The sequence below is a fragment of the Xylophilus sp. Leaf220 genome, assembly GCF_001421705.1.
Lineage (GTDB): Bacteria > Pseudomonadota > Gammaproteobacteria > Burkholderiales > Burkholderiaceae_C > Xylophilus.
In genome coordinates this window covers 124,971-140,292 of sequence record NZ_LMKO01000002.1, presented here as the reverse complement: position 1 = coordinate 140,292, position 15,322 = coordinate 124,971, and the positions used below count along the sequence as shown (strand labels likewise).

The window sequence follows — 15,322 nt, the reverse complement described above, 5'->3', positions numbered from 1 at the left end:
CCATTTCCGGTGAGCGCGCATGACGTTTCGGCGACGTACCGACCCTATCTGGACCGGTGGGAGCTGCTGCCCGACGGCGCACCGGTCGCCACGCGCGACGCCTGCCTGCTGCCCGTCGTGGCGTGCGGCGCGCCGGCCATGCTCAGGCTTGAGGCCGGACCGGACGGGCGGCGGAGCGGCGCGCTCATGGCCTGGTGGGACGGCTGCGGCGCGGCGCGGGTGCTGCGGCAGGAAGGGGACGCGGTGCTGATGGAGCGTGCCACCGGCACCCGGTCGCTCGCCGGGATGGCCCATGCGGGGCGGGATGTCGAAGCGTGCCGGATCCTGTGCGCCGTGGCCGCGCAGCTGCATGCGGATCGCGCCACGCCGCCGCCCGCGCTGGTGCCGCTGAAGCACTGGTTCTCCGACCTCGCGCCCACGGCGGCCGCACAGGGCGGCATCCTGGTCCGTTGCGCGAATGCGGCGCGTGTCCTGCAGGACGGCCCGCGCGAGGTCGGCGTGCTGCACGGCGACCTGCACCACGGCAACGTGCTCGACTTCGGGCCGCGCGGCTGGCTGGCGATCGATCCCGCGGGCCTGCACGGCGAGCGGGGATTCGATTTCGCCAACATCTTCACCAACCCCGACCTGGCCGATCCGGCGCGGCCGCTGGCGACCGATCCGGCGCGGTTCGGGCGGCGCCTGGATGCCGTGTCCGACGCGGCTGGGCTGGACCGCGGGCGCCTGCTGCTCTGGATCCTGGCCTGGTCCGGCCTGTCGGCCTCCTGGTGCATCGCCGAGGGCGATCCGCTCGCGGCCGTCCCCCTCCGGGTCGCGGCGCTGGCGGCCCACGCGCTGGACGGATGACGGCCGGGCCCGTCCCACGGAAAATCGCACCCATGCCCCACGCCACCCCCCACGACCCGCGCCGCCGCCTGCTGCTGCAGGCCGCTGCCGCCGGCCTTCTCGCCACCGCCGCCACCGCCCGCGCCGCCGACCCGTTCAAGCCGATCGCGTGGGACGACCTGGTGCCGCCGGACTGGGACCCGATGAAGTCCTTCCAGGACCTGCAGAACCTCTCGTCCGCGCCCGATTCCGACCCGCGGGTGCAGAAGCTCTACGAGCGGATGCGCAAGGTCTGGGACGAGGCGCCGACCGTGGCCGCGATGGACGGGCGGCGGGTGCGGATGCCGGGCTACGTCGTGCCGCTGGAAGAGGGCCGGCAGGGGCTGTCCGAATTCCTGCTGGTGCCGTATTTCGGCGCCTGCATCCACACCCCGCCGCCGCCGGCCAACCAGATCGTGCTGGTGAAGATCGACCCGCCCGCCAAGGGCTTCCGCAGCATGGACGCGGTCTGGGTCAACGGCACGCTGGGCCTCGCGCGCGGCAGCTCCGACATGGGCGCCAGCGCCTATTCCATGGTGGCCGACAGTGTGACCCGTTACCGTAAAAAATGAGGGCCCGGGCCGCGCGTGCTTGCGGCCCGTTCCCCACCCTTCTTCCGCGAGGTTTCCATGAGCCAGAAATTCGAAGTCCAGGGCATGAGCTGCGCCCACTGTTCCCAGGCCGTCCAGAACGCGGTGCAGGCGATCGACCCGCAGGCGCAGGTGACGGTCGACCTGCCCACCGGCCATGTCGACGTGCTGAGCGAGCATCCGCGCGAGAGCCTGCGCCTGGCGATCGAGAACGCCGGCTACCGGGCGGCATGAACGTGGTGCGGGCGGCAGTGCCGGGCCCGAACTCCGGCCCCGGGGCCACCATCGGCGAGGCGGCGCGGCAGGCCGGCCTGTCGGCCCGCATGGTGCGCCACTACGAGGCGCTGGGCCTGCTGCCGGCGGTGGCCCGCAGCGACGGCGGCTACCGACTCTACGGCGAGGCCGAGGTGCACACGCTGCGCTTCGTGAAACGCTCCCGCGACCTGGGCTTCTCGATGGCCGAGATCGCCGCCCTGGTCGGCCTGTGGCAGGACCGCGGCCGGGCGAGCGCCCAGGTGCGGCAGATCGCCCAGCGCCACATCGACGACCTGGCGCGCCGGGTGGCCGAGATGCAGGCGATGCAGCGCAGCCTCGAAGCCCTGGTGGCGTGCTGCCACGGCGACGCGCGGCCGGAGTGCCCGATCCTGGACGATCTGGCACGGGCCTGATGCGGGAGGAAAAGAGGCGGCTGTCGGCGCCGTCTGCCGGCCGGCTGCCATGCATCTTGCAGCGCAACGAAGACGGCAGCAGGCCGCAGAAGCCCCAGTCTTTCAAAATCGATAGCACGCGGTCGGCAGCCAGCATGCGTTTCAGGCACGAAAGGCCCTGAAACGGTTGATTCACATCGGCCACGCGCTACTGATTTCGTAGCTCGTGGGCCGATGCTTCAGCCGCTCAGCAACCGGCAGCGCGGAAGACGGGAAAGAACCGCACCGGCCTCTCGGCCGACGTCTCAGCGCGAGCGGGTCACCGCCGCATCCACCGTGCCGAACACCGTCATGCCGCTGCCGCCGGTCCCGGCGGCGTTGGGGTCGCCGGCCGTGCGGCTGCCGCCGCCGGAGACCACGTTGCAGCCCGCCAGCGCGGCGCACAGCAGCGCCGCGGCCAGCGCACGGCCTGCCAGCCGCTGCAGCGCGGGAGCCCGCCGCGCGCTCATGCGGCGCTCGCCAGGTGCTTGCCGACGATGCCGGCCAGCTCGAACATCGTGACCTGCGGCTTGCCGAAGACGGCCAGCAGCCTGTCGTCGGCGTTGATCGCGCGCTTGTCCTTGGCGTCCTGCAAATTGTTCGCCTTGATGTAGTCCCACAGCTTCTTGATCACCTCGGTGCGGGCGACCGGCTCGGTGCCGATCACCGCGGCCAGCGCGGCGCTCGGGACCAGGCCGGTGCCGGGCGTCGTCTTGCGCGGCGCCTTGGGGGCGGCCCCGGCCTTCTTGGCGGCCGGCGTCTTGGCGGCGGCGGTCTTTTTGGCGGTGGCGGACTTGGCGGCGGTCTTGGCCGTGGCCTTCACCGCCTTCGCGCCCGCGGCCGGCGCTGCGCCCCGGCTGCCTGCTGCGGTTTTGGTAGCGGCGCCCGGCCGCGGCGGGAACTTGCTGGCGCGCGGCTCGAACTCGAAGTTGACCTTGCCGGCGGCGGCGTCCCAGGCCAGGAAGGCCTTGAACGGGCGGCGCGTCTTGTTGCTGATGAACTTGTCGAGCAGGTCGGTCTTGCCGGTCTCCAGCAGCTTCTGCACCTGCTCGCGCGAGATCGGCTGCTGCAGGATGATCTTGCCGACCTTGAAGGCGCTGGTGGGCGTCGGGTGCTCGGCGGTGGGCACGGCGCGCTCGCTGACGTAGTTGCTGCCGTGCTCGTAGACCATGCCGTCGTCGCAGGGCGATTTGCCGAGCGGCTCCTGGCCGGTGAAATCGACGATCTCGCCGCTCTCCTCGCCCTTCCGGTCGTCGCCGAAGTCGAACTCCAGCTTCCAGTTCTTCGCCTCTTCGTCGAATTTCAGCACGATCTCGGAAGTGAACGGCCAGCCCGCCTTGGAGCGGAAGCCCTCCAGCGGCCCGATCTTGTGCTCGCGCAGCAGCGCATCGGCCTCGGCGATCTCGAAGGTGCGGCCGGCGGGCGACTTGCCGAACGAGAAGCCGCAGCCCTCGGTGCCGGCGTCGCGGCTGCTGCCGTGGCCGTCGGCCGCGCCGGCGGGCCGGCCGATGCAGCTGTAGCGCCGGTAGTTCTCGCGCACGATGCCGCCGCAGTTGGGGCAGGGCGTGGCGAGCGTCGCGTAGTCGCCGGGCACGGTGTCGCGGTCGTATTCCTTGGCCTTCTTGACGATGTGCTCGGTCATCGCCGCGATCTCGGCCATGAAGGCCTCGCGGCTCAGCAGGCCCTTCTCCATCTGCGAGAGCTTGTACTCCCACTCGCCGGTGAGCTCGGCCTTGGAGAGCTCTTCCACGCCCAGGCCGCGCAGCAGCGTCATCAGCTGGAAGGCCTTGGCGGTGGGGATCAGCTCGCGGCCGTCGCGCAGCATGTACTTCTCTGTCAGCAGGCCTTCGATGATGGCGGCGCGGGTGGCGGGCGTGCCCAGGCCCTTCTCCTGCATCGCGGCGCGCAGTTCCTCGTCGTCGATCGTCTTGCCGGCGCCTTCCATCGCGCCGAGCAGGGTGGCTTCGCTGTAGCGGGCGGGCGGCTTGGTCTTGAGGGCCTTGGGGTCGACCTGGGTGGCGACCGGCTTCTCGCCGGGGCGCACCGGCACCAGGCGCTTGCCGGCGTCCTTGCCGTCCTTGGCTTCCTTGTCGCCCTCGGCCTCTTCGTCCTGCGCTTCCTTGCCGTAGATCGCCAGCCAGCCGGGCTTGACCAGCACCTTGCCGTCGCTGCGGAAGGGGTAGCGCTTGCCTTCGTGCTCCACCGTGCTGATGCGGGTGGTGATCTGGTACTCGGCGCTCGGGAAGAAGACCGAGAGGAAGCGGCGCACGACGAAGTCGTAGAGCTTCTGCTCGGCGTCGGAGAGGCCGCTGGGCGCCTGCAGCGTGGGGATGATCGCGAAGTGGTCCGACACCTTGGCGTTGTCGAAGATGCGCTTGCTGGGCTTGACGTAGCCGCCGTCGAGCGCCTGCTGCGCATAGGGGGCCAGGTGGCGCATGCCGCTGCCGGCCAGCATGCCCATGGTCTGCTTGGCGACCGCCAGGTAGTCCTCGGGCAGGGCGCGCGAATCGGTCCGCGGGTAGGTCAGGGCCTTGTGGCGCTCGTAGAGGCTCTGGGCCAGCGAGAGCGTGGTCTTGGCCGAGAAGCCGAAGCGGCCGTTGGCCTCGCGCTGCAGGCTGGTCAGGTCGAACAGCAGCGGGCTGGCCTGGGTGCTGGGCTTGCTGTCCTCGGTCACGGTGGCGGCCTTGCCGCGGGCGGCGGCGGCGATCGCGTCGGCCTGGGCGCGCGCCCAGACGCGGTCGGCACGCTGCTCGGGGTCGGCGTCGCCGGCGCGGGCGGTGCCCGAGCTGATGCCGGCCTGCAGCAGCGGCGCGTTGGCCTTCTTCCAGTCGGGGTCGAACCACTTGCCGGGGTAGGGGCCGGCCTCGGCCTGGAAGCTGGCATGCACCTCCCAGTAGTCGCGGCTGACGAAGCGGCGGATCTGCTCCTCGCGCTCCACCACCACCGACAGCGTGGGCGTCTGCACCCGGCCGACGGTGGTCAGGAAGAAGCCGCCGTCGCGCGAGTTGAACGCGGTCATGGCGCGGGTGCCGTTGATGCCGACCAGCCAGTCGGCCTCGGAGCGGCTGCGCGCCGCGTTGGCCAGGCCCTGCATCTGCTGCTCGCTGCGCAGCTGGTCGAAGCCGTCGCGGATCGCCTGCGGCGTCATCGACTGCAGCCAGAGCCGGCGCACCGGCTTGTTGAGCGGCTTCGAGCCGCCCGCGTACTGCTCGATCAGCCGGAAGATCAGCTCGCCCTCGCGGCCCGCGTCGCAGGCGTTGACCAGGGCCGAGACGTCCTTGCGCTTGGCCTGGCGCACCACCGCGTTCAGCCGCGTCTTGGTCTTGTCGACCGGCTTCAGGTCGAAGTAGGGCGGGATCACCGGCAGGTGGGCGAAGCTCCACTTGCCGCGCTTCACGTCGAATTCTTCGGGCGCCTGGATCTCCACCAGGTGGCCCACGGCGCTGGTCACCACGTACTTCTCGCTCTCGAAGTAGTCGTCGTGCTTGTCGAACTTGCCGGCCACGGGCGTCAGTGCGCGCACGATGTCCTGCGCTACCGAAGGCTTTTCCGCGATCACCAGTGTCTTCGTCATGCTCTCTCTCGTACCTTGTGTTCTGTCGGGGGGTGGGGGTGGGTGCGCGCCGGCCTCGGCGGCTCCCTACAATCGCAAGTTCTCGCGCGCCTGCACGCGCTGGCGTGCACGCATACGTGCCTATTCAAGTTAACAGAGTTTTGGCCATGGCTCCCAATCCCCCCGTTTCAGGCCGCCGGATCCAGACCCGCCGCTCCGGCGTGCACGGCAAGGGCGTCTTCGCGGTGCAGGACATCGCCGAGGGCGAGCGCATCGTCGAATACGTGGGCGAGATCATCGGCTGGGACGAGGCGCAGGACCGCCATCCGCACGACCTGAGCCAGCCCAACCACACCTTCTATTTCCACATCGACGCCGACCGGGTGATCGACGCCAAGTACGGCGGCAACTCGTCCCGCTGGATCAACCACAGCTGCGACCCGAACTGCGAGGCCGACGAGCAGGCCGGCCGGATCTTCATCCGCGCGCTGCGCAACATCGCGGCCGGCGAAGAGCTCAACTACGACTACGGCCTGATCATCGAAGAGCGATATACCAGGAAGCTCAAGGCCGAATACCCCTGTTGGTGCGGTGCCGACCGCTGCCGCGGCACGCTGCTGGCGCCCAAGCGGGGCTTTCGCCGGTGAGCCTGGTCCCGCCGATCCGCTGGCCGGCCGAGGACATCTGGCAGGCGGTGTCGCCGTCGATTCCCGATTTCTCGGTCGAGATCGTGCCCACCATCGACTCGACCAGCACCGAGCTGATGCGCCGCGCCCGCGCAGGCCGCACCGAGCCGGTGCTGCTGGTGGCCGAGCGCCAGACCGCCGGCCGCGGCCGGCTGGGCCGCGGCTGGCAGAGCGATGCGGGCGAGGCCGGCGACACGCTCACTTTCTCGCTCGGCATGCCGCTGGCGCCGGCCGACTGGTCGGGCCTGTCGCTGGCCGTCGGCGTGGCGGTGGCCGAGGCGCTGCATCCGCGCATCGGCCTGAAGTGGCCCAACGACCTCTGGTGGCAGGACCGCAAGCTGGGCGGCATCCTGGTCGAGACGGCCGGCGTGCCGGGCGAGGGCGGCGGCCCGGCCCCGCGCTACGCGGTGGTGGGCGTGGGCCTGAACATCGCCACCCCGGCCGCCGACGGCATGCGCACCCCGCCCGCCGGCCTGCGCGAACTGGAGCCGGGCCTGACGGCCGCGCTGGCGCTCGGCCGGGTGGCCGCGCCGCTGGTGGCCGCGCTGCAGGCATTCGCGCTCGGCGGTTTCGGCCCCTGGCGCGCGCGCTTCGACCGGCGCGACGTGCTGGCCCGCCGCGCGGTGCAGCTCAGCGACGGCGTACAGGGCACCGCCTGCGGCGTCGATGCCGACGGCGCGCTGCTGGTGGAAACCGCGCCCGGCGTGCGCCAGGCGGTCCGCAGCGCCGAGATCAGCGTCCGGCCGGCCATGCAGCCGGTGCGCGGCTGAACCCTTTCGATCCCCATTCCCCACCATGCTGCGCATCGCCGCCCTGCTCCTCGTGCTGGCCAACGGCCTCTACTACGCCTGGGCGCACGGCGCGTTGCAATCGTGGGGCCTGGCGCCGGTGCCGCAGTCCGAGCCGCAGCGCATGTCCCAGCAGATCCGGCCCGACCTGCTGCGGGTGGTGACGGCCGACGACGTGCGCCGCAGCGCCGCCGCACCGCCGCCGCCGCCCCCTGCCACCGAATGCCTGCAGGCCGGCCTGTTCGGCGAGGCCGAGGCGGCGGTGATCCGGGAGCGCGCCTCCACCCTGCTGCCCACCGGCCGCTGGGCGCTGGAGCCGGGCACCGCGCCGGCCCGCTGGATCGTCTACATGGGCCGCTATGCCGACGCCGACCAGTTGACCAAGAAGCGCGCCGAGCTGCGGGCGCGGCGGGTGTCGTTCGAGGTGCTGACCAGTTCCTCGCTGGAGCCGGGCCTGTCGCTCGGCAGCTTCCCGACCCAGGAGGCCGCTACCGAGGAGCTGGCCGCCCTGTCGCAGCGGGGCGTGCGCACCGCCCGGGTGGTGCAGGAGCGCGCCGAGGTGCGCGGCCAGGTGCTGCGCCTGCCGACGGTCGACGAGGCGCTGCGCCCGGCGGTGTCGGCGCTGGCCACCTCGCTGGCCGGCAAGCCGTTGCGTAGCTGCGACTGAGGGCCCCGCGGCGCATCGCCGCAGCCCGCGCGCGCTTGCCTGCGCGGGCGGTTGCTTCCTACACTCGTACGTTTTCCAACAAATCCTTACGCTCTGGCACGGCTTCTGCTGCACGTGGGGACCCTCATTGCGCCTCACGGAGATCCCCCATGACGTTCAAAACCCTTCGGCGTGCCGGATGGCTGGCCTGCGTGGCCGCCCTCGGTGCCGGTGCCGCCACCGCGGGCCAGCTCGACAAGATCCGCGAAAGCCGCCAGATCGTGATCGCCCACCGCGACGCGTCGGTGCCCTTCTCCTACGTGGCGGGCGACGACAAGAAGCCGATGGGCTACGCGGTGGAGATCTGCCAGAGGATCGCCGAGGCGGTGCGCAAGGAGCTGAAGCTGCCGGCACTCGAGGTGCGCTACCTGTCGGTCACCGGCGCCAACCGCATCCCGGCCATCGTCGAAGGCAAGGCGGCGATGGAATGCGGCTCCACCACCAACACCGCGGCGCGGCGCCAGCAGGTGGATTTCACCATCGCGCACTTCATCGCGGCCTCGCGCTTCCTCACCCGCAGCTCCACGCCGGGCAGCACCATCGGCGACCTGGCCGGCAAGACGGTGGTGTCGACCGCCGGCACCACCAACATCGAGACGCTGCGCCGGCTCGACCGCGAGCAGGGCCTGAAGATGAAGATCGTCGAGGCGCGCGACCACGCCGAGGCGTTCTCGATGGTCGAGAAGGCCACCGCCGACGCCTTCGCGATGGACGACGTGCTGCTCTACAGCCTGCGCGCCACCTCCGGCAAGCCGGCCGATTTCCAGGTGATCGGCAAGCCGATGACCATCGAGCCCTACGCGATGATGCTGCCCAAGGGCGACGCCGAGTTCAAGCGGGTGGTCGACACCGAGATGCGCCGGCTGATCCAGGGCGGCGAGATCTACGAGATCTACCGCAAGTGGTTCCAGGCCCCGATCCCGCCCAAGGGCACCAACCTGGAGCTGCCGGTACCGGCCATCCTGCGCGACAGCTTCAAGTACCCGAGCGACAAGGTCGGCGACGTCGGCATCTGACCGCCGCCGCCCCCCGGCCGGCGGTTGCTATCGATTTCGTAGCTGGAGGCCGGCGTCCGGTGCCGGCCGCGGCACCGAACGGCTAGATCTCCACCGCCAGCAGCAGCTCCACCATGCCGCGCAGGTCGCGCTGCAGCCGGGCGAAGCCGTCGGGCAGCGGCGCCAGCGTCCGCTCGTCCATGTAGAGCCGGCGGTTGATCTCCACCTGGATGCTGTGCCGGCCGGCGGCCGGATCGCCGTAGCGGCGCACCAGCTCCACTCCCTTGTACGGATGGTTGTAGTCGACGCTGTAGCCGCAGCCGCGCAGGTAGTCGCACAGCGCCTGCGACAGCGCCGGGCTCGCGGTGCTGCCGTCGCGGTCGCCGATCACGAAGTCGGCATGCACCAGGCCCGGGTAGTCGGTCGCGTGGCTGGCCGCCACCGCCGGCATCGAGTGGCAGTTGATGTGGATGCTGCGGCCGTGCCGCGCATGGGCCGCGTCGATCGCCGCGGCCACCGCCGCGTGGTAGGGCCGCCAGCAGCGGTCGATGCGGGCCTGCACCTCGTCCACGCCCAGCAGGCGGTCGTAGATCGGCAGGCCCTCGTCGGTGAATTTCCAGATGAGGCCCTTGCCGAGCCGCACCTTGGAGAGCACCACCGGATCGGTCGCGACCGGCCCGGGCCAGGGCGCGTCGAGCAGCGCCACGTCCAGCTCCAGCGTGTCGCGGTTGGCGTCGAGGTAGCTGCGCGGGAAGTGCGCCTCGATCCAGGCCACGCCGAGCGAGGGCGCGAAGCCGTAGAGCTTCTCGACGTGGGTGTCCTCGGCGCGGCGCAGCGTCGGCAGGTCGCAGACCGGGCGGAAGTCGGCCGGGTAGAAGGTGCCGCTGTGCGGCGAGTCCAGCACCAACCGGGTGGTGCCCGGCGTGGCGCTGACCATCGGCGGCGGTGGCGACGCCACCGTGCCGTCGGGCCCGGCACCGCCTGCGGCGCCCGGCTCGGCCTGTCGGTAGCGGTCGGTGATCAGTTTGAGAGCGGCATGCATAGGCGAAATCTCGTTCAGTCGAGTTGGATCTTGGCGAAGGCGGCGACCTTCTTCATCTTGTCGATCTCGGAGGCGATCTGGCGGGTGAAGGCCGCCGGCGTGGTGCCCGAGGGGTACAGGCCCTGGCCGGCCAGCCGTTCGGCCACGCCCGGCGACTTCAGCGCGGCGGCCACCGCCTGCTGGAGCTGCGCCACCAGGGCCGGCGGCGTGCCGGCCGGCGCCACCAGGCCGAACCACGACGGATCGTTGATCGCCGGAAAGCCCAGCTCGGCATAGGTGGGGACGTCCGGCAATACATCCAGCCGGCTGCCCCAGGACACCGCCAGCGCCTTCAGCTTGCCGGTCTTCACGTACGACAGCGACGAGGCCACCTGGTCGAAGTAGACCCCCACCTGGCCCGCCAGCACGTCGTTGAGCGCCGGACCGGCACCGCGGTAGGGAATATGCACCATCGACGTGCCGGTGCTGTTCTTGAACAGCTCGCCCCACATGTGGCCGATGGTGCCGTTGCCCGGCGACGCGTACGACACCTTGCCCGGGTTGGCCTTCAGGAAGCGCACCAGCTCGGCGAAGGTCTGCACCGGCACCTCCTTGGGGTTGATCACGAGCACCCCGGGCGCCTTGACGATCTCGGTCACGCCCACGAAGTCCTTGATCGGGTCGTAGGGCAGCTTCTGGAACACCGCCGGGTTCACACCGTGGGTGGAGAGCGTGGCCACGCACAGCGTCAGGCCGTCGGGTGCCGCGCGCGCCACCTCGGCCATGCCGATCGAGCCGCCGGCGCCGGCGCGGTTGTCGATCACCACCGGCTGCTGCAGCAGGCGCGACAGCGGCTCCTGCAGGGCGCGGCCGGTAATGTCGGTGGCGCCTCCCGGCGGGAAGGGCACCACGATGCGGATCGGCTTGCCCTGGGCGAAAGACATTCCAGGAAGTACAGAAGCTGCGGCAAGGGCAGAGAGGAGGTGGCGGCGCTGCATGGGGATTTCCTTAAGGCGGTAGACGAAGGTTACTGAATAGACTCCTGCTTTAAAAGCAATTGCTGTACCTGATAACATTCCAATCGAGAATATTCCTATCGCAAACCCTATGTCCCTGCGCCGCCTGAATCCGCCGGTCCACCTGTTGCGGGCCTTCTCTACCGTGGTCCGGTTCGGCGGCGTGTCCCGCGCGGCCGAGGCCTTGCACCTGACCCAGAGCGCGGTGAGCAAGCAGGTGCAGGAGCTGGAGCGCTGGGTGGGCGTGCCGCTCTTCGAGCGGACCCGCAAGCGCCTGGCGCTGACCCCGGCCGGCGAGCGCTACGAGAAGGCGGTGCGCGCCCTGCTGGCCCAGCTGGAAGACGCCACGCTGGAGCTGATCACCAGCGGCGACGGCGGCGGCGCGCTGCACCTCTCCACCCTGCCCACCTTCGGCGCCAAGTGGCTGATCCCCAAGCTGCCCGATTTCCAGCACCGGCATCCCCAGACGACGATCCATTTCGTGCCCTTCGTGCACGGCTACGACTTCCAGCGGCCGGAGCTGGATTGCTCCATCCTCTTCGGCGACGGCCACTGGCCCGGCGCCCGCTCGCACTACCTGGCCGGCCACGACGTGGCCCTGATCGCGCCCCGCGCGTCGCTGGCCGAGGTGCCGATCCGCACCCCGCGCGACGTGGCCCGCTGCACCCTGCTGCGCCACGTCACCGTGCCGCAGGCCTGGCTGCACTGGAGCGACACCCACGGCGTGGCCGGCATCGACCCGCTGGCCGGCCCGCAGTTCGACCAGTTCCAGACCATGATCCGCGCGGTGATGGCCGGCATGGGCGTGGCCCTGGTCCCGCGCTGCCTGGTGGCCGACGAGATCGCCGCCGGCCTGGTGGAGGAGCCGCTGACCGCGTTCGCCGGCGGCGGCTACCGCAGCACCCTGGGCTACTGGTTCTGTTATCCCGAGGCCCGCGCGCAGCTGGCGACCCTCGACGGTTTCCGGCGCTGGCTGCTGCCGCTGGCCGAGGCGGTGCCGGGTGCGGCGGCCGCGCCGCCCGCCTGAGGCGCCAACCCACAATCGCCCGATGGAATACGCCAAGACGCTGCTGCTCTTCGTCCTCACCGCGCTCGCCGAGATCGTCGGCTGCTACCTGCCGTGGCTGTGGCTGCGGCAGGGCGGCAGCGCCTGGCTGCTGGTGCCCACCGCAGCGAGCCTGGCGCTCTTCGTCTGGCTGCTGACGCTGCATCCCGCCGCGGCCGGCCGGGTGTACGCGGCATACGGCGGCGTCTACATCGGCGTGGCCTTGCTGTGGCTCTGGAAGGTGGACGGCATCGCGCCGCGGGCGACCGACTGGGCCGGCATCGCGCTGTGCGTGGCCGGGGCGGCGGTGATCATGGTGGGGGGGCGGGAGGCGTGAGGGGCCCGGTGGGATGCGGGATTTACCGGGTGGCGGGTGCCGTGGTCCGGGCTCGCGCCGATGGCGTGCTCTGCTCCGCGACTGTCCCCCGGCCTGCGGCCTCCTCCTTGATGTCGCTGTGCAGAGCACGCCATCGTCACGATCCCTGTGGGATGCTTGATTGGACGTGGTGGGGCGGGCGCCTGCGATGGGCGCGGATTCCTTCGCAGCAGCCGGTCGGCATGTCCGGCCTTGGCCGACACCCGCCCCGTGCCGCGTCCGACCGGGGGGGGCGGCACCGCGGCCCGAAGGTAGCCGGCCCACCCGACACAGGAGACCCCATGGCCGCATCCGCGCCACCGCCGGCCGCACCCCGCGCCGGCTTCGTCAGCGTGCGCGGCGCGCGCGAGCACAACCTGCAGAACGTCGACCTCGACATCCCGCGCGACGCGCTGGTGGTGTTCACCGGCGTCTCGGGCTCGGGCAAGTCGTCGCTCGCCTTCGGCACGCTGTACGCCGAGGCGCAGCGCCGGTATTTCGAATCGGTCGCGCCCTATGCGCGGCGGTTGATCGACCAGGTCGGCGTGCCGCAGGTCGACCGGATCGACGGCCTGCCGCCCGCCGTCGCCCTGCAGCAGCAGCGCGGCACGCCCACCGCGCGCTCCTCGGTCGGCAGCGTCACCACCATCGGCAGCCTGGTGCGCATGCTGTACTCCCGCGCCGGCCGCTACCCGCCCGAGCAGCCGATGCTCTACGCCGAGGATTTCTCCCCCAACACCGCCGAGGGCGCCTGCCCCGAATGCCACGGCCTCGGCCGCATCTACTCGGTGACCGAGCAGTCGATGGTGCCCGACCCTACGCTCACCATCCGCGAGCGCGCCGTCGCCGCCTGGCCCACCGCCTGGCAGGGCCAGAACCTGCGCGACATCCTCACCACCCTGGGCCACGACGTCGACCTGCCCTGGCAGGACCTGCCGAAGAAGACGCGCGACTGGATCCTCTTCACCGACGAGCAGCCCACCGTGCCGGTCTACGCCGGCTTCGACCGCGCCGAGGTGCGCGCCGCCGTCAAGGCCAAGATGGCGCCGAGCTACATGGGCACCTTCACCGGCGCCCGCCGCTACGTGCTGCAGACCTTCGCCACCAGCCAGAGCGCGCTGATGAAGAAGCGGGTGTCGCAGTTCATGGTCGGCACCGTCTGCCCGGTGTGCGAGGGCAAGCGCCTGAAGCGCGCCGCGCTGTCGGTCACTTTCTGCGGCCACGACATCGGCGCGCTGCAGCAGATGCCGCTCGACGCCCTGGCCGAGGTGCTGCAGCCCGCCGCCGAAGGCCGATTCGCCGACGAGGACGCGGTGCGGGCACAAGGCGCCGGCACCCGCTCCAAGGCCGCGCACCGCGCGCATACCGACAAGCGCGTGGCCGCCGGCGGCGCCTCCCATGCCGCCGCGCCCGACGTGCGCCGCACCCCGCACCTCTCGCCCGAGAAACGCATCGCCGCCCAGCGCATTGCGGCCGAGCTGCTGGGCCGGGTGCGGCAGCTCACCGACCTGGGGCTCGGGTACCTCTCGCTCGACCGGGCCACGCCCACGCTCTCGCCCGGCGAGCTGCAGCGGCTGCGGCTGGCGACGCAGCTGGCCTCTCAGCTCTTCGGCGTGGTCTACGTGCTGGACGAGCCGTCGGCCGGCCTGCACCCGGCTGACGGCGAGGCGCTGCTGACCGCGCTGCAGCGGCTGAAGGCGGCCGGCAATTCGCTCTTCGTGGTCGAGCACGACATCGCCACCATGCGCCGCGCCGACTGGCTGGTCGACGTGGGCCCCGAGGCGGGCTCGCGCGGCGGCCGCGTGCTCTACAGCGGCCCGCCGGCGGGGTTGGCGGATGTGGCCGAATCGCAGACACGGCGCTATCTTTTCGGTAGCGACACGTCGGCGCCCCGCGCCGGCCTGGAGCCGAAAGCGTGGTTGACGCTGGAAGGCGTCACCCGCCACAACCTGCGCGGCGTGGACGCGGCTTTCCCGCTGGGCCGCCTCACGGCGGTGACCGGCGTGTCGGGCTCGGGCAAGTCCAGCCTGGTCAGCCAGGCGCTGCTGGAACTGGTCGCCGCGGCCCTGGGCCAGCCGGTCGGCACGGACGCGCCGGCCGACGACGGCCCGCCCGATGCCGCCGCCGGCGACGACGACCCCGGCGCCGGCAGCGGCCCCGCCGCGCCCGCCGAGCGCACGGCAGGCCGCATCGCGGGCGGCATGGAGCGCATCCGCCGGCTGGTGCAGGTCGACCAGAAGCCGATCGGCCGCACCCCGCGCTCCAACCTCGCCACCTACACCGGTTTGTTCGACGCGGTGCGCAAGCTCTTCGCCGCCACGCCCGCCGCGCGGCGCCACCGCTACGACGCCGGCCGTTTCTCGTTCAACGTGGCCAAGGGCCGCTGCCCGACCTGCGAGGGCGAGGGCTTCGTCAGCGTCGAGCTGCTGTTCCTGCCCAGCGTCTACGCGCCGTGCCCCGCCTGCCACGGCGCCCGCTACAACCCCGAGACGCTGCGCATCGCCTGGAACGGCCTCTCCATCGCCGACGTGCTGGGCCTGACGGTGGAAGCCGCCTGCGACGCCTTCGCCGACGAGCCCGCCGTGCTGCGCCCGCTGGCGGTGCTGCGCGACATCGGCCTGGGCTACCTGCGCCTGGGGCAGCCCGCGACCGAACTCAGCGGCGGCGAGGCCCAGCGGATCAAGCTGGCCACCGAGCTGCAGCGCACCCAGAAGGGCGACACGCTCTACGTGCTGGACGAGCCCACCACCGGCCTGCACCCGGCCGACGTCGACCGGCTGCTGCTGCAGCTCGACCGGCTGGTGCAGGCCGGCAACACGGTGGTGGTGGTCGAGCACGAGATGCGCGTGGTGGCCGCCGCCGACTGGGTGATCGACATCGGCCCCGGCGCCGGCCAGGCGGGCGGCCGCATCGTCGCCTGCGGCACGCCGCGGCAGGTGGCCGCGGCCGCGGGCAGCCGCACCGCGCCCTACTTGGCGGAGGCTTTGCGGCTGCAGGCCTGATGCTATTGTTTCGAT

Annotated in this window: 15 protein-coding genes; 11 read left to right on the top strand and 4 right to left on the bottom strand. The window is 71.7% G+C overall.

The window, feature by feature from the left end; all coding sequences use genetic code 11:
- Positions 1 to 9: 9 nt before the first annotated feature.
- From ASE76_RS05510 to cueR, 4 genes are read left to right on the top strand one after another with little or no spacing between them, the layout of a single operon-like run.
- Positions 10 to 846: an aminoglycoside phosphotransferase family protein gene (locus ASE76_RS05510; RefSeq protein ID WP_055836000.1), complete on the top strand. Its 837-nt coding sequence runs from the start codon at positions 10 to 12 to the stop codon at positions 844 to 846.
- Positions 847 to 878: 32 nt separating this feature from the next.
- The gene (locus ASE76_RS05505; protein WP_055835997.1) at positions 879 to 1,436 is read left to right on the top strand and encodes a DUF3299 domain-containing protein; all 558 of its coding nucleotides are present in this window, start codon (positions 879 to 881) and stop codon (positions 1,434 to 1,436) included.
- Positions 1,437 to 1,493: 57 nt separating this feature from the next.
- Positions 1,494 to 1,688, top strand: a complete 195-nt coding sequence (locus ASE76_RS05500) for a heavy-metal-associated domain-containing protein (RefSeq protein ID WP_055835994.1) — start codon at positions 1,494 to 1,496, stop codon at positions 1,686 to 1,688.
- Positions 1,685 to 2,122, top strand: coding sequence for a Cu(I)-responsive transcriptional regulator (gene cueR / locus ASE76_RS05495; protein ID WP_055835990.1), 438 nt, complete (start codon positions 1,685 to 1,687; stop codon positions 2,120 to 2,122). The genes ASE76_RS05500 and cueR overlap by 4 nt, the downstream gene beginning before the upstream one ends.
- Before the next feature lie 284 nt (positions 2,123 to 2,406).
- Here the strand turns inward: cueR and ASE76_RS05490 are convergent, their stop codons facing one another.
- Together ASE76_RS05490 and ASE76_RS05485 are read right to left on the bottom strand one after the other, a co-directional pair.
- The gene (locus ASE76_RS05490) at positions 2,407 to 2,610 is read right to left on the bottom strand and encodes a hypothetical protein (protein ID WP_055835987.1); all 204 of its coding nucleotides are present in this window, start codon (positions 2,608 to 2,610) and stop codon (positions 2,407 to 2,409) included.
- Positions 2,607 to 5,714 (bottom strand): DNA topoisomerase III, encoded by a 3,108-nt coding sequence (locus tag ASE76_RS05485; protein WP_055835984.1) that lies wholly within the window; start codon positions 5,712 to 5,714, stop codon positions 2,607 to 2,609. The genes ASE76_RS05490 and ASE76_RS05485 overlap by 4 nt, the downstream gene beginning before the upstream one ends.
- A 146-nt stretch (positions 5,715 to 5,860) precedes the next feature.
- Between ASE76_RS05485 and ASE76_RS05480 the strand changes: the two genes are divergently transcribed.
- The 4 genes from ASE76_RS05480 to ASE76_RS05465 all read left to right on the top strand — a co-directional run bounded on the left by ASE76_RS05480 (position 5,861) and on the right by ASE76_RS05465 (position 8,889).
- The gene (locus ASE76_RS05480; RefSeq protein ID WP_055835981.1) at positions 5,861 to 6,340 is read left to right on the top strand and encodes an SET domain-containing protein; all 480 of its coding nucleotides are present in this window, start codon (positions 5,861 to 5,863) and stop codon (positions 6,338 to 6,340) included.
- Positions 6,337 to 7,149 carry a biotin--[acetyl-CoA-carboxylase] ligase gene (locus tag ASE76_RS05475; protein WP_055835978.1) on the top strand — a complete coding sequence of 271 codons (813 nt, stop codon included), beginning with the start codon at positions 6,337 to 6,339 and terminating at the stop codon, positions 7,147 to 7,149. The genes ASE76_RS05480 and ASE76_RS05475 overlap by 4 nt, the downstream gene beginning before the upstream one ends.
- A gap of 25 nt (positions 7,150 to 7,174) precedes the next feature.
- The gene (locus ASE76_RS05470) at positions 7,175 to 7,834 is read left to right on the top strand and encodes a hypothetical protein (protein ID WP_055835975.1); all 660 of its coding nucleotides are present in this window, start codon (positions 7,175 to 7,177) and stop codon (positions 7,832 to 7,834) included.
- 149 nt (positions 7,835 to 7,983) lie between these two features.
- A complete protein-coding gene (locus ASE76_RS05465; protein ID WP_055835972.1) occupies positions 7,984 to 8,889 on the top strand; it encodes an amino acid ABC transporter substrate-binding protein in 906 nt (301 codons plus the stop codon).
- An 82-nt stretch (positions 8,890 to 8,971) separates the two neighbouring features.
- Here ASE76_RS05465 and ASE76_RS05460 read toward each other — a convergent pair whose 3' ends face one another.
- Entirely contained in the window at positions 8,972 to 9,910 is a 939-nt protein-coding gene (locus ASE76_RS05460; protein WP_055835970.1) for an N-formylglutamate amidohydrolase, read from the bottom strand.
- 14 nt (positions 9,911 to 9,924) lie between these two features.
- Positions 9,925 to 10,887 (bottom strand): tripartite tricarboxylate transporter substrate binding protein, encoded by a 963-nt coding sequence (locus tag ASE76_RS05455; RefSeq protein ID WP_055835967.1) that lies wholly within the window; start codon positions 10,885 to 10,887, stop codon positions 9,925 to 9,927.
- A 109-nt stretch (positions 10,888 to 10,996) separates the two neighbouring features.
- Between ASE76_RS05455 and ASE76_RS05450 the strand changes: the two genes are divergently transcribed.
- The 3 genes from ASE76_RS05450 (at position 10,997) to ASE76_RS05440 (ending at position 15,307) form a co-directional block, all read left to right on the top strand.
- The gene (locus ASE76_RS05450; RefSeq protein WP_055835964.1) at positions 10,997 to 11,932 is read left to right on the top strand and encodes a LysR substrate-binding domain-containing protein; all 936 of its coding nucleotides are present in this window, start codon (positions 10,997 to 10,999) and stop codon (positions 11,930 to 11,932) included.
- A 22-nt stretch (positions 11,933 to 11,954) separates the two neighbouring features.
- Complete coding sequence (locus ASE76_RS05445; protein WP_055835961.1) at positions 11,955 to 12,287, top strand: YnfA family protein; 333 nt, start codon at positions 11,955 to 11,957, stop codon at positions 12,285 to 12,287.
- 320 nt (positions 12,288 to 12,607) lie between these two features.
- Positions 12,608 to 15,307, top strand: coding sequence for an excinuclease ABC subunit UvrA (locus ASE76_RS05440; RefSeq protein ID WP_055835958.1), 2,700 nt, complete (start codon positions 12,608 to 12,610; stop codon positions 15,305 to 15,307).
- Positions 15,308 to 15,322: the final 15 nt, after the last annotated feature.

Excerpts from the sequence above, each read along its gene's own strand:
- ASE76_RS05460 (WP_055835970.1), bottom strand. The coding sequence starts at position 9,910 with ATGCATGCCGCTCTCAAACTGATCACCGACCGCTACCGACAGGCCGAG.
- ASE76_RS05455 (WP_055835967.1), bottom strand. The coding sequence starts at position 10,887 with ATGCAGCGCCGCCACCTCCTCTCTGCCCTTGCCGCAGCTTCTGTACTT.
- ASE76_RS05465 (WP_055835972.1), top strand. The coding sequence starts at position 7,984 with ATGACGTTCAAAACCCTTCGGCGTGCCGGATGGCTGGCCTGCGTGGCC.
- ASE76_RS05440 (WP_055835958.1), top strand. The coding sequence starts at position 12,608 with ATGGCCGCATCCGCGCCACCGCCGGCCGCACCCCGCGCCGGCTTCGTC.
- ASE76_RS05450 (WP_055835964.1), top strand. The coding sequence starts at position 10,997 with ATGTCCCTGCGCCGCCTGAATCCGCCGGTCCACCTGTTGCGGGCCTTC.
- ASE76_RS05445 (WP_055835961.1), top strand. The coding sequence starts at position 11,955 with ATGGAATACGCCAAGACGCTGCTGCTCTTCGTCCTCACCGCGCTCGCC.
- cueR (WP_055835990.1), top strand. The coding sequence starts at position 1,685 with ATGAACGTGGTGCGGGCGGCAGTGCCGGGCCCGAACTCCGGCCCCGGG.
- ASE76_RS05480 (WP_055835981.1), top strand. The coding sequence starts at position 5,861 with ATGGCTCCCAATCCCCCCGTTTCAGGCCGCCGGATCCAGACCCGCCGC.
- ASE76_RS05505 (WP_055835997.1), top strand. The coding sequence starts at position 879 with ATGCCCCACGCCACCCCCCACGACCCGCGCCGCCGCCTGCTGCTGCAG.
- ASE76_RS05500 (WP_055835994.1), top strand. The coding sequence starts at position 1,494 with ATGAGCCAGAAATTCGAAGTCCAGGGCATGAGCTGCGCCCACTGTTCC.
- ASE76_RS05490 (WP_055835987.1), bottom strand. The coding sequence starts at position 2,610 with ATGAGCGCGCGGCGGGCTCCCGCGCTGCAGCGGCTGGCAGGCCGTGCG.
- ASE76_RS05485 (WP_055835984.1), bottom strand. The coding sequence starts at position 5,714 with ATGACGAAGACACTGGTGATCGCGGAAAAGCCTTCGGTAGCGCAGGAC.
- ASE76_RS05470 (WP_055835975.1), top strand. The coding sequence starts at position 7,175 with ATGCTGCGCATCGCCGCCCTGCTCCTCGTGCTGGCCAACGGCCTCTAC.